At 59.5% G+C, this 22,615-nt stretch carries 24 protein-coding genes; 9 read left to right on the top strand and 15 right to left on the bottom strand.

Going from position 1 to position 22,615, the window contains the following annotated elements; translation table 11 throughout:
* Positions 1–14: 14 nt before the first annotated feature.
* Positions 15–518 carry a flavodoxin family protein BilS gene (bilS, locus tag B5477_RS06705; protein ID WP_079698969.1) on the bottom strand — a complete coding sequence of 168 codons (504 nt, stop codon included), beginning with the start codon at positions 516–518 and terminating at the stop codon, positions 15–17.
* Between the two features lie 278 nt (positions 519–796).
* Here bilS and B5477_RS06710 point away from each other — a divergent pair, with 278 nt between their 5' ends.
* Positions 797–3,118: an AraC family transcriptional regulator gene (locus B5477_RS06710; protein WP_159448956.1), complete on the top strand. Its 2,322-nt coding sequence runs from the start codon at positions 797–799 to the stop codon at positions 3,116–3,118.
* On the opposite strand, the gene B5477_RS06715 is transcribed toward B5477_RS06710, so the two are convergent.
* The 5 genes from B5477_RS06715 to B5477_RS06735 form a co-directional block, all read right to left on the bottom strand.
* Positions 3,115–4,005 carry a carbohydrate ABC transporter permease gene (locus B5477_RS06715; protein ID WP_079698971.1) on the bottom strand — a complete coding sequence of 297 codons (891 nt, stop codon included), beginning with the start codon at positions 4,003–4,005 and terminating at the stop codon, positions 3,115–3,117. The two genes, B5477_RS06710 and B5477_RS06715, sit on opposite strands and share 4 nt — an antisense overlap.
* Before the next feature lie 17 nt (positions 4,006–4,022).
* Positions 4,023–5,021: an ABC transporter permease gene (locus B5477_RS06720; protein ID WP_079698972.1), complete on the bottom strand. Its 999-nt coding sequence runs from the start codon at positions 5,019–5,021 to the stop codon at positions 4,023–4,025.
* A gap of 98 nt (positions 5,022–5,119) precedes the next feature.
* The gene (locus B5477_RS06725) at positions 5,120–6,784 is read right to left on the bottom strand and encodes a type 2 periplasmic-binding domain-containing protein (protein WP_079698973.1); all 1,665 of its coding nucleotides are present in this window, start codon (positions 6,782–6,784) and stop codon (positions 5,120–5,122) included.
* Between the two features lie 423 nt (positions 6,785–7,207).
* Entirely contained in the window at positions 7,208–8,005 is a 798-nt protein-coding gene (locus B5477_RS06730; protein WP_079698974.1) for an HAD family hydrolase, read from the bottom strand.
* Complete coding sequence (locus B5477_RS06735) at positions 8,002–8,805, bottom strand: alkaline phosphatase family protein (RefSeq protein ID WP_079698975.1); 804 nt, start codon at positions 8,803–8,805, stop codon at positions 8,002–8,004. Before B5477_RS06735 ends, B5477_RS06730 begins: the two co-directional genes overlap by 4 nt.
* Before the next feature lie 195 nt (positions 8,806–9,000).
* Between B5477_RS06735 and B5477_RS06740 the strand changes: the two genes are divergently transcribed.
* Positions 9,001–9,438 carry a hypothetical protein gene (locus B5477_RS06740; RefSeq protein ID WP_079698976.1) on the top strand — a complete coding sequence of 146 codons (438 nt, stop codon included), beginning with the start codon at positions 9,001–9,003 and terminating at the stop codon, positions 9,436–9,438.
* Between the two features lie 129 nt (positions 9,439–9,567).
* Complete coding sequence (locus B5477_RS06745; RefSeq protein ID WP_079698977.1) at positions 9,568–9,711, top strand: molecular chaperone GroEL; 144 nt, start codon at positions 9,568–9,570, stop codon at positions 9,709–9,711.
* Here the strand turns inward: B5477_RS06745 and B5477_RS06750 are convergent, their stop codons facing one another.
* Complete coding sequence (locus B5477_RS06750; protein ID WP_079698978.1) at positions 9,712–9,957, bottom strand: hypothetical protein; 246 nt, start codon at positions 9,955–9,957, stop codon at positions 9,712–9,714. It abuts the gene before it with no gap.
* A gap of 194 nt (positions 9,958–10,151) precedes the next feature.
* Between B5477_RS06750 and B5477_RS06755 the strand changes: the two genes are divergently transcribed.
* Positions 10,152–10,352 (top strand): hypothetical protein, encoded by a 201-nt coding sequence (locus B5477_RS06755; protein ID WP_132084230.1) that lies wholly within the window; start codon positions 10,152–10,154, stop codon positions 10,350–10,352.
* Positions 10,353–10,462: 110 nt separating this feature from the next.
* Here B5477_RS06755 and B5477_RS06760 read toward each other — a convergent pair whose 3' ends face one another.
* From B5477_RS06760 to B5477_RS06780, 5 genes are all read right to left on the bottom strand, one after another.
* Positions 10,463–11,779, bottom strand: coding sequence for a redoxin domain-containing protein (locus tag B5477_RS06760; RefSeq protein WP_079698980.1), 1,317 nt, complete (start codon positions 11,777–11,779; stop codon positions 10,463–10,465).
* A 37-nt stretch (positions 11,780–11,816) separates the two neighbouring features.
* On the bottom strand, positions 11,817–12,503 hold the full coding sequence (locus tag B5477_RS06765; protein ID WP_079698981.1) for a TlpA family protein disulfide reductase: 687 nt from the start codon (positions 12,501–12,503) through the stop codon (positions 11,817–11,819).
* Between the two features lie 83 nt (positions 12,504–12,586).
* Positions 12,587–12,895 carry a thioredoxin gene (gene trxA / locus B5477_RS06770; protein WP_079698982.1) on the bottom strand — a complete coding sequence of 103 codons (309 nt, stop codon included), beginning with the start codon at positions 12,893–12,895 and terminating at the stop codon, positions 12,587–12,589.
* Positions 12,896–13,106: 211 nt separating this feature from the next.
* Entirely contained in the window at positions 13,107–13,739 is a 633-nt protein-coding gene (locus B5477_RS06775; protein WP_079698983.1) for a flavin reductase, read from the bottom strand.
* A 254-nt stretch (positions 13,740–13,993) separates the two neighbouring features.
* Positions 13,994–14,626, bottom strand: a complete 633-nt coding sequence (locus B5477_RS06780) for a hypothetical protein (protein WP_079698984.1) — start codon at positions 14,624–14,626, stop codon at positions 13,994–13,996.
* 144 nt (positions 14,627–14,770) lie between these two features.
* Here B5477_RS06780 and B5477_RS06785 point away from each other — a divergent pair, with 144 nt between their 5' ends.
* The 4 genes from B5477_RS06785 to B5477_RS06800 all read left to right on the top strand — a co-directional run bounded on the left by B5477_RS06785 (position 14,771) and on the right by B5477_RS06800 (position 18,098).
* Positions 14,771–15,154 (top strand): M20/M25/M40 family metallo-hydrolase, encoded by a 384-nt coding sequence (locus B5477_RS06785; RefSeq protein ID WP_079698985.1) that lies wholly within the window; start codon positions 14,771–14,773, stop codon positions 15,152–15,154.
* Between the two features lie 307 nt (positions 15,155–15,461).
* A complete protein-coding gene (locus B5477_RS06790) occupies positions 15,462–17,330 on the top strand; it encodes an OPT family oligopeptide transporter (protein ID WP_207739311.1) in 1,869 nt (622 codons plus the stop codon).
* A 64-nt stretch (positions 17,331–17,394) separates the two neighbouring features.
* Positions 17,395–17,757, top strand: a complete 363-nt coding sequence (locus B5477_RS06795) for a PqqD family protein (RefSeq protein ID WP_242942142.1) — start codon at positions 17,395–17,397, stop codon at positions 17,755–17,757.
* Entirely contained in the window at positions 17,757–18,098 is a 342-nt protein-coding gene (locus B5477_RS06800) for a hypothetical protein (protein ID WP_079698987.1), read from the top strand. Before B5477_RS06795 ends, B5477_RS06800 begins: the two co-directional genes overlap by 1 nt.
* 81 nt (positions 18,099–18,179) lie before the next feature.
* Here the strand turns inward: B5477_RS06800 and B5477_RS06805 are convergent, their stop codons facing one another.
* From B5477_RS06805 to B5477_RS06815, 3 genes are all read right to left on the bottom strand, one after another.
* Positions 18,180–19,010, bottom strand: coding sequence for a TIGR03915 family putative DNA repair protein (locus B5477_RS06805; protein ID WP_079698988.1), 831 nt, complete (start codon positions 19,008–19,010; stop codon positions 18,180–18,182).
* The gene (locus B5477_RS06810; protein ID WP_079698989.1) at positions 18,992–20,308 is read right to left on the bottom strand and encodes a putative DNA modification/repair radical SAM protein; all 1,317 of its coding nucleotides are present in this window, start codon (positions 20,306–20,308) and stop codon (positions 18,992–18,994) included. Before B5477_RS06810 ends, B5477_RS06805 begins: the two co-directional genes overlap by 19 nt.
* A gap of 95 nt (positions 20,309–20,403) precedes the next feature.
* A complete protein-coding gene (locus B5477_RS06815) occupies positions 20,404–21,639 on the bottom strand; it encodes an HD-GYP domain-containing protein (protein WP_079698990.1) in 1,236 nt (411 codons plus the stop codon).
* Between the two features lie 225 nt (positions 21,640–21,864).
* Between B5477_RS06815 and B5477_RS06820 the strand changes: the two genes are divergently transcribed.
* Positions 21,865–22,614, top strand: a complete 750-nt coding sequence (locus B5477_RS06820; RefSeq protein WP_079698991.1) for a nucleoside phosphorylase — start codon at positions 21,865–21,867, stop codon at positions 22,612–22,614.
* Position 22,615 lies beyond the last annotated feature (1 nt).

A 22,615-nucleotide genomic window follows, 5' to 3' on the forward strand; every position in this document is an offset into this window, starting at 1 on the left:
CGGGCCCTTGTTGATCAGTTCGTCAGTCCCGCGGCAAAGGCCGCGGCCCTTTTGAGGTCGCCGGAGTCGGGATGGGAGCGCGCCTGCTCGAAGTTTTCCAGCAGGGCGCGGCTTCGCGTATCCTCCGCCTTTTCGGCAAGGGCGGCGCGGTAGCGCGCCCCGACCGCCTCCGGCATCCTCCCCTGGCACAGAAAGCCCCCGGCGAAGCTGCTGTCTTCGGGCAGCAGGGAGCGCACCCGCGCGAGGATCTGCTCGAAGTATTCCGGTGCGCCGCCGAAACCCGCCGTGCCGAACAGAGCCACCCGCTTGCCGGAGAGGGTGGCAAGAAAGCGGGTGAAGGCTTCGCCGCAGCTTCCCTTGTCCGTCCAGAAGCCCGCGAGGATCAGCCCGGCTTCCAGCGCATCGGGGGAGGGCGGTCCGAAGTAGAGGCAGTCTTTACCTGGCAGCGCGTCCCGGATGGCCTCGGCGATCAGGCGGGTGTTCCCGGTGCGGCTCACATAAACGATGGAATAGGTCATGGCTTGAAATCTCCTTTCCACTAACAGTATACTGCATGGGTCAAGAGAAAAACTCATTTGCGTTTTGCGGGTGTGCGTGATAAAATAATAGTATTGTATAAAATTTTTGGAATGCGATTGGGAAAATTATACATTTTGTAATATACGGAATTTTTGTCGGAAAGCAATAAAAAAACAGGCTCTGCTTCAGAGGCCTGCACAAAAATTCGTTCGGGATGGCGGCATCATTAAAACTATAGTTTGCGCACATGCGGCAAGCATACGGGAGGGAAAGCTGTTTGGAGAGCAAGAAGCGAAACAGCCTGTTTACAACCTGGGTCGTATCCTATCTGGCGGTCCTGCTTCTTCCGCTGCTGTTTAGCTGGATGGTCTACCATACGGCCTATGGCATCATAGAAAAAAACATCTCCAAGATCAACCAGATCACCCTGGCGCAGACCAACGAGTCGATCGACCGGGTGTTCGGCGAGTTGATGAGCACCGGGCGTCAGATCCTTTCGGACGAGAAGGTGCTCTCGCTGATGTACGCCCCCTCGCCGCTGACTCCGGCCAAGCTGCAGCGGATCGGCACCCTGCAGTCCGAGCTGACCAAGAAGAGCGCCTTCGGCAGCTACATCAAGGAGATTTATGTCTATTTCCCCGCCGCGCAGGTGGCGGCCTCGACCGGCGGGATCCTCAAACAGGAATCGTTTGAGCATACGCTGAAGGAACGCTTCTGGACCGATTTTTCCACCTTCGCCTCCTGGTCGGGAGCCGAGGGAAGGCTGACCGTCAAGCTGCTGCGCGACCCGCAGTCATCGGATGGCGGGGCACAGAAGGTCGCGGTGCTGCTTTCGGACGGGCTCTATACCGGAGAGCCGGACGCGGTCTGTATGTTCATCTTGGACGCGCGTTCGATCGAAAACCTTCTCGAGAGCTACCATGTGGGGGAGCCCGGGCTCAACCAACAGGTTTGGGCCATCGCGCCGGACGGGCGGTATCTGGCGCCGGACGCGGGCCAGGTGCTGCCCGGGGAAATCCTCTACGATGTCGGATTGCACGACGGGACCGAGATCGTGAACATCGGAAGCAGCAAGCAGGCGGTCGTGGTCTCCACCTCGGCAATCACCGGCTGGAAGCTGCTCTCCCTGAGCTCGGTGGAGCACTATGCCGCCCAGCTGCGGCAGATCCGCTACATCTATTTCGCCTTTTTGATTTTCTGCCTCTTTGCGGGGGCGGCCATTTCGCTGTACTTTTCCAAGAAGAATTATACCCCGGTGCGCCGGATGACCGATATGTTCCTCAAGCGCCTCTCCAGCGCGCCCGCGCGCTCGGGGGACGATTTCTCGATCCTCGAGCAGGGTCTGGGCGAGCTGCTCAAACAAAACAAGGACTACGAGGAGCAGCTTGACCACCAGAAGAAGGACCTGCGCCAGCTCTGGCTGGTGCAGATGCTGCGCGGGAAAATCCACAGCGAGCAGACCTTCCGGGCGGTCTGCACCGACTACCAGCTCGACTTCACCAGCGAACGCTTCCTGGTGATCGGGGTCATCATCGAGGACAGCAGCGCGCTCTTCGAGGAGAAGGCCATTTCGGAGGACGAGGATACGCTGACCATGGTCAATTTCATGGTCGCCTCGGTGCTCGAGGAGCTGCTGCAGCAGGACTATGCCGGCTACTGCTGCGACTATGCCGGGACCCTCTACTGCGTGGTGAACCTGCACGGCGAGCCTGGGGAGGGGACCGACGCGCAGCTGCAGGAAATCTGCCGCAAGGCGGTCAGCTTCACCGAGAGCCGGTTCGACATCCGTATGCAGTGCTATCTGAGCGCGGTCTGCGAGGGGATGCGCGGTATCCACGAGGCCTACAAGGAGGTCAGCTGGGGGCTCGAGCAGATGGAGAGCTTCCACATCGAAACGCGTACCGCCAGCCGGGAGGACATCCGCTATGAGGCGCCCGAGGAGCCGGAGGCGCCGCTTTCGGTGATGAGCCAGCAGCTGAGCGCGGCGGTCGCCGCCGGGGAGCGCGCCGAGGCGCTCTCCCTCTTCGGCGCCATCCTGGGCGAGCAGATGGCCGGGCAGGAGCGCTCCTTCTTCTATGCGCGGCTGTACACCTTCTCCACCCTCGGCGAGGTCTACCGCTCGGTGCTGCACCTGCCGGCGGGCGAGCAGCTCCATGCGTTGGCCGCCGCGGTGGAGGGCGCGAGGACCATGAACGAATTAAGGGCACTGGCAGAGGATACCTTCGCATCCATCCACCGTGCCCTCACGCAGCACACCGAAGCCGGCTCGTCGCCGGTCCAGGTGGTCTCTATTATGGAATATATCGATCAAAATTATTCGGACCCAAATCTGAGCGTCGCGTCGATCTCCGAGCAGTTCTCGGTCAGCCAGAGCTATTTGCTGCGGCTGTTTAAGAAGTCGGTCCACACCGGCGTGCTGGAATACATCAGCCAAAAAAGGGTGGACGAGGCGAAGCTGCTGCTCAAGGGGACCCCCGGCACTGTGGGCGAGGTTGCCGCAGCGGTCGGCTACAGCAATTCCCTCGCCCTGATCCGTGCCTTCAAAAAGCTGGAGGGGGTCACGCCCGCGACCTACCGCAAGATCACGGCCGGGCATTAACCCTTGATCGAACCGATCATGACGCCCGAGACGAAGTATTTCTGCACGAAGGGATAGATCACGAGCATCGGGATGATCGAAATCATGATGGTGCAGTACTTGACTAAGGGGCGGAAGCGGTCGATTGCGGTCGGGTCGGAGTTCTCGCTGACGATCGAGTTGTTCGAGGTCTGCAAAATGATCTCGCGCAGGGTCAGCTGCAGCGGGAAAAGGTCTCTTCTCCTCTGTAAGTAGATCGAAGCGTTGAACCATGCGTTCCAGTTTTTGATCGCGTAGAACAGCACGATGACCGCCAGCACCGCCTTGGAAACCGGCAGCACGATCTGGAAGAGGATGCGCAGGTGCCCCGCGCCGTCGATCTTGGCCGCCTCGGTCAGCGCGTCCGGGATGGCGGCGAACGAGGTGCGCATGACGATGATGTTGTACACCGACACGGTGCCCGGGATGATCAGCGCCCACATGGTGTCGATCAGGTTCAGATTGCGCACGATCATGTAGGTCGGGATCAATCCTCCGCTGAAGATCATGGTAAAGGTCAGCAGGAAAAGCAGCGGCTTACGGAAAAAGAGGTCCTTGCGCGAAAGCCCATAGGCCGCCAGGATGGTGATCGCCATCGCGAAGAGGGTGGCCCCCGCCACGTAGATGACGGTGTTTCCATAGGCGCGCAGGATGTTCGGGTTGTCGAGCACAAACTTGAAGCCGCCCAGGGTGGCCTCTCCCAGGGGCTTGAGCGCCAGCTGGCTGTTTGCCTGCAGTACGTCCGGGTCGCTGATCGAGCTCATGGCCACATGCCAGACCGGGAGGATGAAGACCACCGCCAGAATGACAAGGAAAATGGTGTTGAATACGGCGAAGATTTTTTCGCCGGTCGTACGTCTGTCTCCCATCGTGTTCTTCCTCCTTTCTACCACAGGCTGGTTTCGCCGACCTTCTGGCTGATCTTATTGGCAATAAAGATCACGATGAAATTGATCAGCGAGTTGAAGAGCCCCACCGCCGTGGCGTAGCTGTAATCTCCGTTTTGCAAACCGATCCGGTAAACGTAGGTCTGGATGATGTCGGCCGTCTGATAGGTCGAGGGGCCGTACATCAGCAGCACCTTCTCATAATCCAGGGTCATGACCTCGCCCAGGCGCATGATGAAGAGAATGACGATGGTAGGCATGAGCCCCGGCAGGGTGACGTGCAGCGTCTGCTTCCAGCGGCCCGCGCCGTCGATCTTGGCCGCCTCGTAGAGCTCCTGGTCGATCCCGCTCAAAGCGGAGATGTAGATGATCGAGGAGTAGCCGATGTGCTGCCAGACGTTCGAGCCGATGAACAGCGCGCGGAAGGCTTCGGGCTTGCCGAGCAGGTTGCCCCCGTCGCCGCCCAGGAGGACGGAAAGCTGGGTGAGCAGGCCCTGGCTTTTGGTAAAGTCCTGTAAAATACCGACCACGACCACCACCGAGATGAAGTAGGGGAGGTAGGAGATGGTCTGGACCGTCTTTTTAAAGCGCTGGTTGCGCACTTCGTTGAGCAGCAGCGCCAGAATGATCGGAACCGGGAAGGAAATGAGCAGTCCGTACATGCTCAGCAGCAGGGTGTTCTTGAGCAGACGGAAGAAATAGATGGAATTGAAGAATGCGAGAAAATGCTTGAACCCGACGAACGGGCTGCCTAAGAAGCCAAGGCGGAAGGAGAAGTCCTGGAACGCCATGGCGATACCGCCCATGGGCAGGTAGTGGAAGATGATGAAATAGGCGATGACCGGAAGAAGCATGAGATAGACCGCATAGTTCTGTTTTAAATCCCGCCGGATAAGGCGGTTGCGGTCCTTTTTTTCCAGCTCCTTGCGGGCCTTGAGCTCGTCAGCCGCTTTTGCGGTCTGGATGGTTTTTGGCTTTGCCGCGGTTGCAGTTGGCATGGTATGGCCCCCTTTACAAAAAACGGTTGTGGGTGAGTCAAAAAGAATAGGGGAAAAGGGAGAGGCGAACCCTCTCCCTTTTCTCACAAAGGAATCCCTTATTCGCCGGGACGGTTGTTGTAACGGTCGAGGGCGGCCTGCTGAATGGCGATGGCGTCGTCGATGCCCATTGCTTTGATCTGCTCGACGAAGGCGTCGTACTCATCCAGGCTCTTGGTGCCGGAGATGAAGCTCACGGTGTTCTCGTCCACGAAGGTCTTGATGTCGGCCATCAGGGAGGAGTAAGTGGTGTTCTCTTCCGCGGTCATGGTGATGTTGATCGGCATCATCCAATCATCCGGCTGGCTGCACCAGGCGTCCATGGACTCCTTCTGCAGCGGCAGGAAGATGTCGGTCTGATAATCCGGAATCTTCAGAGGAGCATCCTTGACGGCGTACTTGATGAAGAACGCGGTCGGGGAAACGCCCTCGGGATTGCTGTAGCGGAAGTCGTAGCTGAGGATGCGCTTGCCGTCGACCATGTTGAAGCTTCTGCCGTCGTCGAGGCCGTAGTTGGCGTCCAGAGCCACGTCATAGTTGTAGTGGTAATCCATCCACTCGATCGCCTCGACGAGGTGCTCGCTGTTGGCGGAGAAGGAGTAGACGGAGCCGGTCTGGAAGTCGTCGCTGCGGATGTGGGTGGTGTCGCCCGCGTTCTGCACGGGAGGCGCAACGCCGACCAGGCGCAGGTCTTCGTTCTTGGCGCCGCGCTCGACATAGTTCTTGTCGCAGCGGGTGGTCCAGGTGACGCAGGCGCCGATGTTGTCGTTGAACATCATCTCGTTGTCGATCGAGGTGAAGGAACCGGTGCGGGCCATGAAGTCAGGATCGATCAGGCCTTCGCTGTACCACTGGTTCATCAGGGTGACGTACTCCTTGTAGCCGGCTTCGACCGGGCCGTACTTGACGGTGCCGTCGACCTGGAAGAACTCGGGCGCAACGCCGAATCCTGCGCTCAGCTCGCCGAACTGCGGAATACCGGTGTTCTGCAGATAGAGGGGAGCCTGGCAGCCCAGGGATTTGAAGCCGGCGAGCATCTCGTGCCAGTCGTCATAGGTGACCGGGCGCTCGAGGCCGAGCTTGTCGAGGAAGTCCTGACGCACGGCCAGGCCGCTCTCGGTGATGCACACGCGGTCAAAGAGCTGGTACATGCCGTAGCGCTTGCCGCTGTCGGTCACGACGTCTTTTTTAAGCGACGGATTTTTGTCCAGGAAGCCCATGTAGTTGGGCATATACTGGGTGTAATCGTTGAGCTCCGCGAAGAACCCGTCGTCGATGGCCTTGTCCTGGCCGCCGCGGTAGAGCATGTTTCTGCTCAGCAGCTGCATGACGATGTCGGGCATATCGTCGGAAGCGAACAGCAGGTTATAGGCATCGGTCTCGCTGCCCTCGGCGGGAATGATCCAGTTGATATGTACGTTGGTCTTCTCCTCCAGCGCCTGATAGAACTCACCGTCGTTGGGGTCCTTGAGCTCGGCCAGGTCCTCGGCATAGGGCCACCAGAAGTTGAGTTCGATCTTTTCCGCGCTGATCGGCAGGGGGGTCTCGGTGATCCCCTCGGCGGCGGGCTCGCCCTCAGGGGTAGCCTGCGAAGCGGCGGAGCTCTCACCGGCCGGCGCGCTCTCGGCGGGCTCTGCTTCGGTCTTGCTGCCACAGCCGGCCAGAGACGAGAGCAGCATTGCCATGGCGATCAGGGCCGCGGATATTCTGCTTGCCTTTTTCATTTTAATACTCCTTTGCAAATTTATTTCACCCAGCCTCTCCTAATATAATAAGAAGGGCCGGGCTACACACACCTCAAAGCTGCTGGAAAAAACAGGGCAACTGCCACAAGGATTGTGCCGCCCCTGGCAGTGCGCTTGGTGATTTTGTCTATATATAGAGTATCATTCGCTCCCTCCCCGTCGCAAGTGACAGTTTGCGGCTTTGGATTATCAATATCCGAACGGGACCGCCGGTCGTGTGGCATTTTTGTCGGAAGCAAGCGGATGGCCTGATTGTGAACAAGTTAACGAATTTGTTATCAATTTATGAACAATTATCATTTTTGGAACCAAAAGATTCAGAAAATGAAGAGAAACGGGCCTGTATTGCTGCGGTTTTGTCACACAATACAGGTCCGTTTCGTTTTTTGGCAATTGTTCCGGTTATCCCTCCGGGCTAAAGACGTACGTCTCGATCGCCTGGATTACGCCGTATTCGCGGTTGCTTTTGGCGCGGTAGGCGGCATGCTGAAAGATGTCGGGGTGGCTGTTCTCCATGGCGAAGCTGTATTTGGCGCTTTGCAGCATCCCGACGTCGTTGAAATAATCCCCGAAGGCCATCGTCTCGTCGGAGGTGATCCCGAGGCGTCGCTGCAAATCCCGCAAGGCGACGCCCTTGTTGATTCCGGCGTCCATGACGTCCATGCAGGTGCCGGCCGAAATCTGGAGGGACAACCCGTCCCCGAATACCTTTTGCAGGGCGGGGTAGGAGTTGTTTTGGGGCTCGTGTATGTCGTCCACGCTGACCTTGAAGATTTCATCCTCCACCTTTGTCAGGTCGCTCACGATCTTGCTTTTTTGATAAAAGCTCAGGATCTCGGGCGGCAGGTTCTCGACGGAGGGGGGCACGTAGCATCCTTGCAGCCCGCACAGGCTGACGAAAACCCCGGGCAGCGAGCCCAGCACCCCGAGCAGCCGCAGCAGTTTTTCGCGTTCAATGGTGTGCACCGCGGCCAACTCGCCGCCCTCCACCAGGTAAGCGCCGTTGTCGCAGATGAAGTCGGGCTGCACCGGGCTGTCCTGGAAGATGTCCTGCAGCCCGATATAGGGGCGGCCGCTGGCCACGACAAAATGAATATCCTGCTCCCGCAGCCGGGCAAGCAGGCTCCAAAAGCCGGGCGGCAGCTGGTCCTGCCCATCGAGCAGGGTGCCGTCCATGTCCGAGGCGATCAACCGTATCATCGGCCCGCCTCCTTTGCCAGGACCCCGTAAAAGTGCAGGATGTTGATGTCCTCCGGGATGTAGTCGCCGTGGTTGCCGTGCCCGGTTTCGTCGATGTGGGTGCCGTGATCGGGCGCGAAGCAAAGCAGCGTGTCATGCGCGCTCCAGCACGACTTCGCCCTGGCGGCGAGGCGGTCGAAATCGGCGATGTGCCGGCGCATGGCGGCGAGGCTGTCGGTACTCTCGGGCACGGTGTCGTGGATGGCGTCGTCGTAGTCCTGGTTGTAGACTACAATGCAGTCGTAACGGTCCTCTCCGATCAGTTCCAGCGCCTTCTCGACCACCGCGCCGTCGTCCGGCAGGATGTAATAGTCGATCTCCCGCCCGCCGAAGATGACGGCCAGGCTGCTGCCCTGCACCGCGACCAGCGCGGTCCGCTTCCCGGCGGCGGACAGCGCGTCGAAGATGGTCGGGGTCTTCACCACCGGCTTTTCGTATTTCTGGATCCCGTGTACCTGGGGCCTAGCGCCGGTGTACATGCTGGCAAAGCAGACCGGGGTGACGGCGGGCATGACGGTTGCGAGCTCCAGCTCGATGGGCGCCCAGGCGCGCACGGGAGCGAAATCCCCGGCATACTTCTGGCAGAGCCACATCCCGAGCGCGTCGGGGTTATAGATGAGCAGCCGGTCACAAGAAGCGCGTCCCGCAAGGACGGGCCGGCAGAGTGCGTCGAGCGCGGGCCCGGCCGAACCGGGCGGCGGTACGTCCATGCAGCGGCACCAGGAAGCCGCAAGACCGGTCAGAGGCAGAGTGTTGAACATGATAAGTCCCCCTTTGTCATTGATATAGCCGCAGGCGGGCCAATAGATGCTAAATGGCCGTTATGCGGCTATTATAGCATAATTTTGCCCCGGAGGACAGCTTTTGCCTCCCTTGCCTGTCCGCCGGTTTTGCGCTATGATAGGGGCGGAAATCTATTTGCCGGGCGTATGCCCGACAGAGAATGGAGGGCTGGCATGAAGGAGCTGGACCGGTTTTCCTATGCCTGCGGGGTGATCGACGCATTCAACGAGGTGGTGCGCGCCGGGGTCAAGCGGATGGCGCTCGCCCATCCTTGCCCTAGCCGGGAGGAGCGGGACTCCTACCTCCCGTTTGCCGAAAAGATTTGCAGCCAGTATGGCACGCGTTGCTACGCCGAGGACGAGCCGCTGCTCACCGATCTCTTTCCGGTGACGCTCAACCGGGGAACCTATAACCTGATTTTTTACAAAAACGAATCGGATTTGGAAGAATACCTGGCGCTGAAGGCGCAAAAGGCGCGGCTTTGCGCCGCCGGAGCGTACCGGGATGAAGCGCGCAGGGAGATTGCCGAGGGCTTCGGGCGGCTGCTCTCCTATACCGATGAGGCGATCGGGCGGCTGATTGAGGAAAACAAAGAAAAGGAAATTATTTAAAAGTCATGGCCGCGTCTCCGGGGACGCGGCCATGACTTTGCATGAAAGAATCATAATCTCAGCGGAAAGGGCCATGCTAATAAAAGAAGCGCCGCAAGGGCGCAAACTTTTAAAAACGGGGGAATTTGCATGTCCCATGTGTCCGAAAAGGTCCGTCCCTATTTTGAAAACCTGTCGATCGACCTCAAGAATGAAATCCTCAAGAGGAATGTCGAGATCAACACCCTGCTCGACCTGATCAAGTGCCTTGAAACGATCGTGGACGAGGGCTGATCAAAACGGCGCTCGCTCGCGCAGCCAAGCGATAGCGGCCGTAAGGCCGTCCGCATCGGCTGGGAAGGTCTCCTCCTCGCGGATGGTGCATTTTTCAAAACAGAGGTCGTCCTCCCACCAAGCGGCGTGAAGATCGTCCTTTAAATAGAGCTTATACCGGAAACCATGGCAGCCGCCGGTATAGTCGTTCCCGCTGGAAAAATAAGTGAAGCCCGGGATGTCAAACATCCTGTCCTGCTGCGCCAAGGCGCTCCCTCCTTGCTTGTTATTGCGTTTGTCGCGGTGCGCCCGAGGCGCATGATGCCTGCTACCAGTGTATCACATTTTGAGATGGGAATCCAAGCCCCTGACCAAAAAACGGCAAGTATGCCTTCTGTCCGCCTGTGCACACTAAGCGCGGGAGGAAGCTCCCAAAGATGGACGGCAAGGAGGCGATTTTAGTGCCGAGAGTCAAGCGGAATGCGCCGGTCAGTCTTCAGTCCCTGCTCCAGCAGTGTCCGGGAGCCAGGGCCTATTACAATACCCTGCCCGAACACATCCGCCAGCTGGTGGCCCGCAATGGCGAGCGAATCCAGACGGTGGCGAAGCTCGAGCGGTATGCCCAGAACCTGCTGGAGGCGGATGGAATTTCCGGCCTGTAAAAATAAGTGAAGGGGGCCCTCTCATTTCATTAGGGCGGAGGTATGCGTTGCGCCCCCTTCAAAGTATTGGAAGCTTTGCTTTCAATACTTACATATGGATGGCTTTTGTGTTACTTGTCTTTTTTGCCGTCGGACACCGCCTGGTCAAGGGCGTTTTTGAGGATGTCCTTGGTCAGCGCCCCGGGGGCGTAGCCCAGCAGGTTCCCTTCCATATCGAGCAGCACGGTGGTGGGGTAGGAGTTGACGCCGTAGTTGTAAAACACCTCTCCATCGAGGTCCATCACCACCGGGTAGGTGTAGCTGCCGTTTTCCAAAAACTTGGTGATCCCCTCCAGGGTTTCGCTGTCGTGGGCGTTGGGATTGTCGCCAGTGCGGGGGTTCGCCACCCCGAGGATGACGACGTCTCCCTCGTTGTTGCCGTATTCCTCATACAGCTCCTGCAAGTCGGGCATCTCCTTCTTGCAGTAGGTGCACCAGGTGGTCCAGAAGTTGAGCAGCACCACCTTGCCCTGATAGTCGGAGAGGGTGTGCTCGTTGCCGAACTGATCCGAAAGGGTGAAGTCGGGCCCGGGCACCGTCTGAGGCTCGGAAGAGGAGCCGGAGGAACTTTCAGAGGACCCGCCTGAGGGCTCCTGCACGTCCGGCGCGCTCGGGGAGGGCTCGGAGGCGTCTTGCGAGGAGCTGGCGGAGCCGAGGCTCAGGGAGCTCAAATATCCGCTCACCCCGTTCATCCAGCCGGTGAAGGTGATGATACCGATTAAAATCAGCAGCACGCCGCCCGCCTTGACGGTGTATTTGAGCAATTTCTGCTTGCCGCGCAGGAACTCCAGCACCTGGGTGGTGAAGAGCCCCAGCAGCAGGAAGGGGATGACGAAGCCCAGCGCATAGACCAGCACCAGCAGGTTTCCGGTCATCGCGCTCTTGGCGCCCGAGGCCATGATCAGCACCGACGAGAGGGCGGGGCCCACGCAGGGAGTCCAGGCAAAGCTGAAGGTGAAGCCCATCACAAAGGCAATCAGCGGGTTGACTTCTTTGATGTTGAGCCGGGGGTGCAGCTTGTGTTCGCGCTGCAGGAATTTGAAATCGAGGAAGCCCACCTGGAAGAGCCCCAGCAGCACGATCAGGATACCGCCCAGCCGGGTCATCAGGGTGCGGTGCTCGCCGAAGAAGCTGCCGATCGCCGTGAACGAGAGCCCCAGGATGAAAAAGGCGAAGGAAATTCCCAGCACGAAGAAGACGGTGTGGAAGAACACCTTCTTGCGCTCGTAGCGGATAACCCCGTTTTCATCGGTGTGCTTGGCATTCCCGGCCAGGTACCCGATATAGACCGGGATCAGCGGGATGACGCAGGGGGAGAAGAAGGAGAGAATCCCCTCCAGAAAGACAAGCAGGAAATTAACCTGTCCCGCATCGATAAGATTTGACATATGAATCATTCCTCTCTGGGCGTTTCGTGCCGGTTTGCTATGAATGTTGGGCGAGCCGGTAGCGTTCCAGCTCGGCCTTGATGATCGCTTCCCATTCAGCCTCGCCGCGCGGGCCGGTGTAATCCTGCTCCGAAAGCACTTTGCCGTCCTCCCCCACGAAAAAGACGGTGGGGACGGTGGTAACGTCCTTTAATTTGATCGAGATCAAATCCTGCGAGGGGAAGAGCTGCAAATCGCTGCTGCCCGAGAGCTTCTGGATATCGGATACCAGCGCCCCGGCGTTCTCCACCGGCTCGCCGTAGGGATCAACCGCATCCATCGGCACCCCGATCACCTGAAGCCCCTCGCCGGCGTACTTCGCGGCGAGCTCACCGAGGACCCGCATGTCCTCGACCTCGGTGCCGCAGTAGCTCGCCCAGAGGTGGAAGAGGGTCAGGCGCCCTTCGAGCACGCTCTCGTTCACCTCGTTGCCCGCGGTGTCTTGCGCCACAAAGCGGCTGAAGTCGTCCGGCCCGTCCTCCCGCAAGGGGATGAGCTGATAATCCAGCTCGCTGCGGCAGCCGGGATTGAGCTTGCCGTCCTCCTGCGCAAGCAGGCCCGGAGCGGCCGAGATGGTGGACTCCGGCAAAGAGGAGGAGTCCGGCTCCTTCGCCCCGCCGCCTGGGGCAGGAGCGCAGGAGGCGAGCAGAAAAGCCGCCAGCAGGGCGGACAAAATGCGTTTCATAATAGTTCCTTTCTGTGCAGGCAGCCTCCCTATTATAAAGGAACGCGGGCGGTTTGGCAATCCACCGCCCGTTTTCCGGCTGCTTATTTGAGCATCTGCAGGATGGAGGACTTGGGTTTGAAGCCGACCGAGGTGGCGACCGTCTCGCCCTCCTTGACGATCATCAGGGTGGGAATGCTCATCACCCCGAAGCGGGCGGCCAGCTCGGGCTGCTCGTCGATGTTCACCTTGCCCACCTTGACCTCGTTATGTTCCTTTGCGATCTCGTCCACGATGGGGGAGACCATCCGGCAGGGCCCGCACCAGGGGGCCCAAAAGTCCACCAGCACGGTTTTTTGCGAGGAAAGCACCTCGGCATCGAAGTTTTCTTTGGTTAAGGTCGTAACAGACATATGAATTTCTCCCTTCACTATATGTTATTATTTTGATTACAGTTTCATTATACGCATTTCCTTCATTTTCTTCTGTGACTAAGTCACAGAAGGCGATTTATCACCAAAGCCGGCTTGTCCCGAGGCCGGCGGCTTGTCACAGGGTACGCGGCGCCCGCGGGCGGCTGCAAAAGAAAAAGCCGGGGCGCGCGGCCCCGGCCATATGCTGCTGTTAAGCGAGGATGAAGTTCTCCTTGCCCACCCCGCAGATGGGGCAGACGTAGTCGTCCGGCAGCTCTTCAAAGGGAATCTCCCCGTCGTAGACATAGTGGCAGACGGCGCAGGTCCATTTCTTCGGGGCCTTCGGGCGCTCGGCGGAGCCCAGCGTCCCGCCGGACTTGAGGACCCGGTAATCGTCGTAGGTCAGGCTGGCGGCTTCCGAGCGGCTCTCGGCCCCGAGGACGGGGCAGATAAAGAGCAGGTGGGTGTCCACATCCACCGTCTGCGCGACCTGCAGGCGCACCACGGCGTTGACCCCGTCCTTCAGATAGGGGTTGCCGCTCTCGTCGGTCTCATAGGCGATACCCTCAAATTTGGGCGCCTCGCGCCCCGAGCGGTAGCCGAAGCGCTTGATGGTTTCCATGGTGCACTCCTGCGAGAGGATGGAGAGGGAAAGGCTCTCTTTTTTTTGGATCAGCTCGCTGGTATAGGTGTTTTTCTGCATGGTGACGACCAGGCGCGGGGGCTCGGCAGTCACCTGCGAGGCGGTGTTGATGATGCATCCGTTTAACACGCCGTCCTGCTCGACCCCGGCGACAAAAAGTCCGTAGGAGATTTTAAACAGGGCGTCCAGATCAAGATTCATGGCAGAGTTACCTCCTTGTGATTCATTTTATTGTTTGTGCTTTGCGGATGGAATATGTAAGCATCTTACCACACAACCGGCACTTTGAAAAGAAAAAACCGTCCACGAATCCGCGGACGGTTTGGGAAAATAAAATATGGGGATATGGGAATCCCCAACAATCATATTTTAGCAAAACAGGTCTGTAATATTTTGTAGAATTATGGGTAATTGTCCGGAGCAAGACATAAAAAGTTGATAAAAGCCGCTTTTTGTCACGGTGCCGCCTGGAGCTCCAGGCTCATGGCGACCTGCCGGGCCTGCTCGTCGGTGAGCGAATCCTCTGCAAACTGAATACCGACGTAAACCTTGAGCTCCTTGTCATAGCAGAGCACGCCCGGCACCTCGACCACCGGCACCTCCGCCAGCGCGCCCGGATGCTTGTCGATCTCCTGCGGGTCCTTATAGCTCACCGTGCAGACCGCGGCTTCGCCGGTTCCATCCGATTTGACCGGCTTATAGGGCTCCCACTGACAGAGGCTGCCCAGGCGCAGTTCGGGGTAGACTGTTTTATAGTAGTCCTCCCTTGGCACCTCGCCTTCCACCGGGGTGAAGGTGTTAAAGCCGATGAACCCCATGTACCGCCCGTCCCGGTAGAAATCCACCTTGGTATAAAACGGGCCGGCGCCTTCCCGGTCCTGTTCCTCGGGCAGGCGGGTTTCCCAGCCGTCGGGCAGTGACAGCGCCGCGATAAATGGCGCGGTGCCGTAGATTTGCGCGTTCGATTCGTTTTGCCCTTCCTGATAGGCGGGGAAGGAAATCGAAACAGGGTTGGAGCCCTTATCGCTGCAGCCCGCCCCGAACAGGGCAAACGCGGCGCAGAGCAGCAGGCAGATCGTCTTTTTCATGCTAACCTCCTGTCCCCGCCGGAAGAAGCATGCCCAGCGGATACCCATTATTTTACCACGCATCCCGGCCCCTTACAAGGAGGGGTGCATTTACAAACCCCATAAAACCCAATATAATAAGGAAAAGAAAAAGGAGTGAACGCTATGGAATTCAAACTGGATGAAAAAAGCCTGATCGAGGATATCAGGGGGCTTTTGCAGATACAGAGCGTCAACGGCGGCTGCGACGAGGGCGCGCCGCTGGGCTTTACGGTGGAGGAGTTCCAGCACGTCGGCCCGCTCTATGTGGAGAAGGACTCGAAGCTGGTGACCACCCTGCAAAAAGTCTACCGGGAGATCACCGGGGATTCCCGCGAGCCGGTTTCCACCGGTGGGGGAACCTATGCCAGAGCCTTCCAGAGCGCGGTGGCCTTCGGCATATTCCTGCCGGGGGAAGAGAATATGTGCCACAAGGTGGACGAGTACTGGTCCCTGGATTCGATCCGGACCAACTTCCAAATCATGGCAAATGCCATTAAAGAATTGTAAAAATGGCATGAAAAATCTCCTTTATTCACAATTGTTTCATAAAAATGTGAAAAATGGACATTTTATGTTGGCGTGCTAAAGCAAAAATGATATAATATTGTTCGAGAATGAAAAGTTCTTAATCTATAGGTTTATCAACGGCAGTCCTTTTCAGAATTAGCATATAAAAATGCAGGTCCCCGTTTGGGGGACCTGCACAAAATTGTGTGGCGTTTTTGGGGCTGGGTAAACCTATAAGAAAGAAAAGGAGTGGTAGAGAGTGAGTGAAGAGAAAAACTTCAAACCGTTTGTCTCCGCGGACAGGGTTATGCCGGAATTTACCGTAACGTCGATTCTGCTCGGTATCCTGCTGGCCGTCCTCTTCGGCGCGGCAAACGCCTATCTGGGTCTGCGCGTGGGCATGACCGTATCGGCTTCGATCCCGGCGGCGGTCATCTCGATGGGCATCATCCGGATGATTCTCAAAAAGGATTCGATCCTGGAAAACAACATGGTGCAGACCATCGGTTCGGCGGGTGAATCGGTCGCGGCCGGCGCGATTTTCACCCTTCCGGTCATCTTTATGTGGATGAAGGAATGGGGCGAGGGCGCCCCGTCGGTCGTTGAGATCGCCCTGATCGCCCTGACCGGCGGCGTGCTCGGCGTGGCCTTCATGGTCCCGCTGAGAAAGGCGCTGATCGTCAAGGAGCACGGCGTGCTTCCCTTCCCGGAGGGCACCGCCTGCGCCGAGGTCCTCCTCGCGGGCGAGGAGGGCGGCTCGAAGGCCACCACCGTTTTCGCGGGCCTCGGCCTGGCGGCGGGCTATAAGCTCATCACCGACGGCTTCAAGGTCTTCCCGAGCGAGGTACATTACGAGATCACCCCATATAAGGGCTCCGGCTTCGGGGTGGATGTGCTCCCCGCGCTGCTGGGCGTGGGCTATATCTGCGGGCCGAAGATCAGCTCCTACATGTTCGCCGGCGGTATCCTCAGCTGGCTGATCATCATGCCGCTGATCAGCCTCTTCGGCGGCGACATGGTCATGTTCCCGGCCACCGTGCCGATCAGCGAGCTGGATTCCTTCGGAATCTGGGGCAACTACCTGCGCTATATTGGCGCGGGCGCGGTCGCGGCGGGCGGCATCATCAGCCTGGTCAAGTCCCTGCCCCTGATTGTTAAGACCTTCGGCCAGGCGATGAAGAGCTTCACCGACAAGATGGCCTCGAGCGGCGAGCGCACCGATCAGGATATGCCCATGCCGATCCTGATTTCCATTGTCGTCGTGATGGTGCTGGCCATCTGGCTGGTTCCGGTCATCCCGGTAAACCTCCTGGGCGCCGTCATCATCACCGTGTTCGGCTTCTTCTTCGCCACCGTCTCCTCGCGGCTGGTCGGCCTGATCGGCAGCAGCAACAACCCGGTTTCGGGTATGGCGATCGCGACGCTGCTGCTCTCCACCATCGTGCTCAAGGCGACCGGCATGATCGGTGAGCCCGGCATGCTCGGCGCGATTGCGATCGGCTCGATCATCTGCGTGATGGCCGCCATCGCGGGCGACACCTCGCAGGACCTCAAGACCGGCTACCTGCTGGGCGCCACCCCCAAGAAGCAGCAGTACGGCGAGCTGATCGGCGTCGTGGCTTCGGCCATCACCATCGGCGGCGTGCTCTACCTGCTCAACGCGGCCTGGGGCTACGGCACACCCGAGCTGCCCGCCCCGCAGGCCATGCTGATGAAGATGGTCGTCGAGGGCGTCATGAACGGCAACCTGCCCTGGACCCTGGTGATCGCCGGCGTTGGGATTGCGGTTGTGGTCGAGGTGCTGGGCATTCCGGTGCTGCCCTTCGCGGTCGGGCTCTATCTGCCGATCCACCTGAGCGTTCCGATCATGGTCGGCGGCGTGATCCGCTGGTTCTTTGAGCGCCGCAAGAAGGGCACCGAGGCCGAGCGCAAGGATGCGATCGACCGCGGGATCCTCTACACCTCCGGCATGATCGCGGGCGAGGGCATCGTCGGGATCCTGCTGGCGGTCTTTGCCATCATCCCGATGAAGGGCGCGGCGGCGAACTTCGGTGCGTTTATCGACCTGTCCGCGCGCGGCTTCTCGCTGGGGAACATCGGCTCGCTCTTCTTCTTCGCGCTGCTGATCCTCTCCCTGCTCAAATTTTCCATCTGGCACAAGGCGAAAAACAAGTAAGCGGTAAATCGGGGGCGCCGGACGTAAATGTTTGGCGCCCCATGCTTCTTTTGCAAAGGACGTGATGACGCTGTCTCCCAAGAAGGAAAAAAAGAATTTCCTCGAATTCATCCCCGCGAAGAACCCCGCCTATCCCTGGCACAAGAACGAGCAGGGGAAGGCCGTGGTGCAGATCGGCCACAAGGGGTTTTATGACAAGATCGCGCAGAAGTTTTTTAAGACCCCAAAGGTGAGCGACATCGAGCTCGACGAGATCGGCACCTTCGTTTGGGAGGCGATCGACGGGAGCCGCACGGTATATGAGATTTCAGGGCTCACCGCCGGACACTTCGGGGAGGAGGAGCGGAGTATGCTGAATAGGGTCGTCAAATACTTTGCGATCCTGCGCGAGCACCGCTTCGTCACCTATCGGGAGGGCAAGGAATAATGCTGAAATATCTGCCCTACGTCCTGCTCATCGCGGCGGTGACCGCCGTGCTCTATGCCTGGGGGCTCTACCGTTCGAGCCGGCAGGAGCGCGACCTGCTCGACGTGCTCTACGGCAAGGGAGAACGCCTGGTGCTGCGCGAGCTGAAAAAGGGAGAGCGCTCGAAAAAGGAGCTCACCCAGGCCCTCGGCGGGATCAAGGCCTCCCTCTTTTACAGCAAGAACCGGGTGCAGGTCCAGGACCCCAAGGCCTTTGCCGACAATCTGCTGAGCGCCATGTGCGATAAAAAGCTGATCGTTGCCGGCCGCAAGGGCGGGAGCGACTATTACCGCCTTCCCTGACCATGTGAAGGGAAATGACTTTACAGATTGAGAGGCCTCAACCGAAAGGTTGAGGCCTCTTTTATTGCACAAAAAGCCGTGTTACCGGCCGCCCTGCCCATCGCCCTGGGGGAGGGAGCCGTGCGCGGCGCCCACCGAGGCACGCGCCTCCCTGTTTGCGAGCGCCGAGGGGTAGAACTCGACCATCCGATTCCAGAAGCGCTTGGGCATATGGTTCATCCGGCAGCGGGGATTGTAGCGGCTCTCGATTGAGATGGCGTTATAGAACCCCTGCCAGAGCTGCTGGTAGCGCAGCTCCCGCTCGTCGGCGGGGGCGAGCTCGAAGTGCTCCACCGGGGCGATTTTCCACTCATAGGGCTGATAGAAGAGGGCCGCGCCGTGGGTGGCGTCGTAGATGAGGAAGTGCTCCTCGGGGTACCGCGAGCAGAAATGGGGCTGCATGAGGGGGAGCAGGAAGTTTTTCGGCTCGACGATGGCGGCGAGGGAGCCGCCGCGCTCCTCGAAGCGCAGAAACTGGAGCATGCGCTGCAGCTCATTTTTAAGGTGGAGCACCCCGCCCTGCAGCGCGTGCACCGTCTCATTGCCGAACATGCTGCACGCCGCCGCCCCCACCCGGTAGCCCAGGCGCAGGAATTTGAGAATAACGAGCTCCTTGCCTTCCAGGCAGGAGTAGTACCCGTGCAGCGCCAGCTCCTGCGCCATGGGGGAGATCTTCGCCCCCACCGAGCGCCAGACCCGCCCCGCCTTTTCGGGGTCGGTCTCGATCGACTTGGTGGGGTAGAGGGTGTATACATAGGTCTCGGGGGAGAAGATCAGCACCGGCAGCTCATGGGCGTAGTAGCTTTCGTGCACGCAGCAGAGCAGCCCGTCGAAGCTGCCGTCGTAGAGGTAGGCTATATCCTCGCCAGGCATGACGTCAGCTCCTTTCGCATGGCCTGTATTTCCGCAATGTTGGAGTCCTCAAAGAGGGAGAGCTGATCGTTTTTCTCTCCGGGCAGCATGTCGAGGCAGCGCTCGGACATCATCGCACGCAGCGCGCCGCTGGGGGTGAAGCGCAGCCCCTCCCGCCGCCGGCCCGAGCAGAGGAGGAAGTACTGCGCCCTTTTGAGCACCACCCCGATCTTCTTGAGCGCGTCGAAGTCCAGCCGCCCGGTGCGGCGTGCGGCGACGATCTTCTGCGCGCTCTTCACCCCGACCCCCGGCACCCGCAGCAGCATTTCATAGGGGGCCGAGTTGACCTCGAGCGGGAAAAATTCCATGTGGGCAAGCGCCCAGCTGCACTTGGGGTCGAGCAGCAGGCTCAGGTTCTGCCCTTCCTCGTCCAGCAGCTCGTGCGCGCGGAAGCCGTAAAAGCGCAGCAGCCAGTCCGCCTGGTAGAGCCGGTGCTCCCGCAGCAGGGGCGGGCGGGTGTCCAGCGCCGGGAGCAGCGCCCCCTCATTGATCGGCAGATAGGCCGAGTAGAAGACCCGTTTGAGCCGGTACTTGCGGTAAAGCCCCTCGGTGAGGGAGAGGATCTGATAGTCGCTGTCCGGGGTGGCGCCGATGATCATCTGGGTGCTCTGCCCGGCCGGGACGAAGCTGGGCGCGTGCCGGTAGCGCACAAGGTCCGCGCGCTCCTCGATCCCCGCTTTGATCAGTCCCATCGGGCCGAGGATGGCTTCCTTCTTCTTGTCCGGCGCCAGCAGCTGTAAGCTCTGCTGGGAGGGCAGCTCGATGTTGACGCTCATCCGGTCCACCAGCAGCCCCAGCCGCCTGATGAGCGCCTCGTCCGCGCCCGGGATGGCCTTGGCGTGGATGTAGCCGTAGAAGCGGTATTCCTCCCGCAGCAGACGCACCGTTTCGATCATCCGCTCGCAGGTGTAGTCCGGGCTTTTGATGACCCCAGAGCTTAGAAACAGCCCCTCGATGTAGTTGCGCCGGTAGAACTGGATGGTAAGCTCCGCCAGCTCCCGCGGGGTGAAGGCGGCGCGGGGGGAGTCGTTCGAGCGGCGGTTGACGCAATACTGGCAGTCGTAAATGCAGCTGTTGGTCATCAGCACCTTGAGCAGCGAGATGCAGCGCCCGTCGGCCGAGAAGCTGTGGCAGATGCCGCAGCTGACCGCGCTGCCTAAGGCTCCCTTGACCCCGTCGCGCTGTACCCCGCTCGAGGTGCAGGCCACGTCGTATTTCGCCGCGTCCGATAGGATTTCCAGCTTTTGAAGGAGGTCCATGATTCGCATCTCCTGTAAACGTTTGTTCTTGATATAAGTCTATCACAAAACGTTTGTTCGTGTCAACAGGAAAATATAGACTGCACGCTTCTTTATCAGCCGTGCAGCCTCTGGTATTCGTCCTTCATCCGCTGATAGGCTTCGATGACCGGCCGGCAGTATTCGTCGGCCGCGCGCAAAATGTCGTCGTACTGGGAAAGCACCAGTCCAGTGACCTGCCCGTCGAGCTTGCCGTTTTCGCTCATCCCCCGCAGCAGGTGGCGCACCTTCTCTTCGCTGAAGGACTCCTTGTAGCTGCGCCGCCCGATCAGGGCGCTGAGGATGTCCGCCACCGCCACCAGCCGTTCGCTGAGGGTGAGGTCCCCGGCCCTGAGCCCGCGCGGATAGCCGCTGCCGTCGAGCTTTTCGTGGTGCCGCACGGCGATCCGGCAAACCTCGGGGTCGACGAAATCCTTGATGATCTCCTCGCTTACACTGACATGGGTGCGCATGAGGGCCATCTGCGGGGCGGTCAGCGTCCCGGGAAATTCCAAAATTTCGGTCGGGATGGCGATCTTTCCGAGGTCGTGGAGCATGGCGCCGTAATAGATTTTGCGGCACTGCCCGAGGGGGAGCCCCAGCCGCCAGGCGAGCTGGACGCTCAGCGCCGTCATCATAAAGGTGTGGGCCACGGTGGTCTCGCTGCGGAAGTCGACCGAGTAGACCAGCATGCGCAGGTACTGGTGCGCCTCGGACGGGGTGATGTCGAGGCCTTCGAGCAGCGTGTGCAGCTCGCTTTGGTACTGCCCGCTCTGGAGGTTTTGCAGCAGGCGGTCCTGCTCCTGGACCTGTAAGAACAGCTCGACCTGGCGCGGGTCGAACCGCTTTCCGGCGTTCTCGCGCAGGAAGCCTGGCAGGGATTCGGGCGGGTGGCCGCGCAGCCAGGTATCGACCCCGTCGGCGAGGTGGAGCAGCAGGGCGGTCTCCCGGCTTTCGGTCTTTCCCACCGGAAAGCGCTCGTAGTCGAGATGATGGTAGAGCACCGCCTGCGCTTGGTCGCGCAGGGGGGAGAATTCCCGGATAAAGAGATAGCCGTAGATCGAGTGGTTCCAGACCCTCCGGGTCTCGAAGAGGATCATGTCGTCCACCTCGTCGGTCTTGTAGGCGCCGATGTCGTGCAGCACCGCCAGGATACACAGATCCAGCATCCGGCGGGCCGGGCAGCCCATCTGGCGCAGCATGTGGCAGACGAGATACGCCACCCGTTCGCCGTGGTCGACGAGCCGCCCGTCGAGCCGATTCAGGGTGCTTCGCAGGATGGGGAAGATGTTTTTTCCGAGAATGGGCTCCAACACGTCATCTCCTTTTTCTGGATATTCCACGTTCCATTATAACATACTGCAAAAAGTTTTTGACAAGCGGGGAAAAGATTTTTCTGTGCTAAATCGTTACAAAAGATTTTCAACCCCGCCAAAGAGTGCTATAATAACGGTGAATCGGCTGTGATACAGCCTAACGGCCGCAGCTGACCTTTTTGATTCACCGGCGGCCGCAGGGAAAAGAGAAGGAGGGAAACGATGTCCGAAGAGCTTGGGGCCCATATCCGCTGCGGCAGGCGGGATGCGGCGCCCTATGCCATCCTGCCGGGGGACCCGGGGCGGATCGATCATATTGCGCGGCATCTTAACGACGTGCGCGAGATCGCCTATAACCGGGAGTTTCGCAGCATACGCGGCACCTACCAGGGGATCGAGGTGATGGCCGTCTCCACCGGGATCGGGGGCGCGTCCACCGTGATCGCGGTCGAGGAGCTACATAAGATCGGGGTAAAGGCGATGATAAGGGTCGGCAGCTGCGGCGCACTGCAAAGCGATATTCGGCTGGGTGAGCTGATCCTGGTCAGCGGCGCGGTGCGCGACGACGGGGCCTCGAAAACCTATGTCGAGGGGATCTATCCGGCCATTCCGGATACCGGGCTGCTCTTTTGCGCGCGCGAGGTGGCAAAGGAGCGGGGATACCGCCACCGGATCGGGCCGGCGCGCAGCCATGACAGCTTCTATACCGACCGGGAGAATGAGATCGACCATTACTGGTCCGGGCGCGGCGTGCTCGGCTCGGATATGGAGACGGCGGCGCTCTTCGTGGTGGGCGCGCTGCGCGGGGTTATGACGGCCTCGATCCTCAACACGGTGGTGACCTACGAGGGCGATTTGGAGGAAGGCATCAACGATTACGTCGGGGGCGGGCAGGAGGCGGCGCTCGGCGAGGAGCGGGAAATCCTGGTTGCCCTGGACGCACTGAAAAAGTTTGATAAGGGAGTGTTTTGAA

This window comes from Provencibacterium massiliense (assembly GCF_900169495.1).
In the GTDB taxonomy this organism is placed as follows: Bacteria; Bacillota; Clostridia; order Oscillospirales; family Ruminococcaceae; genus Harryflintia; species Harryflintia acetispora.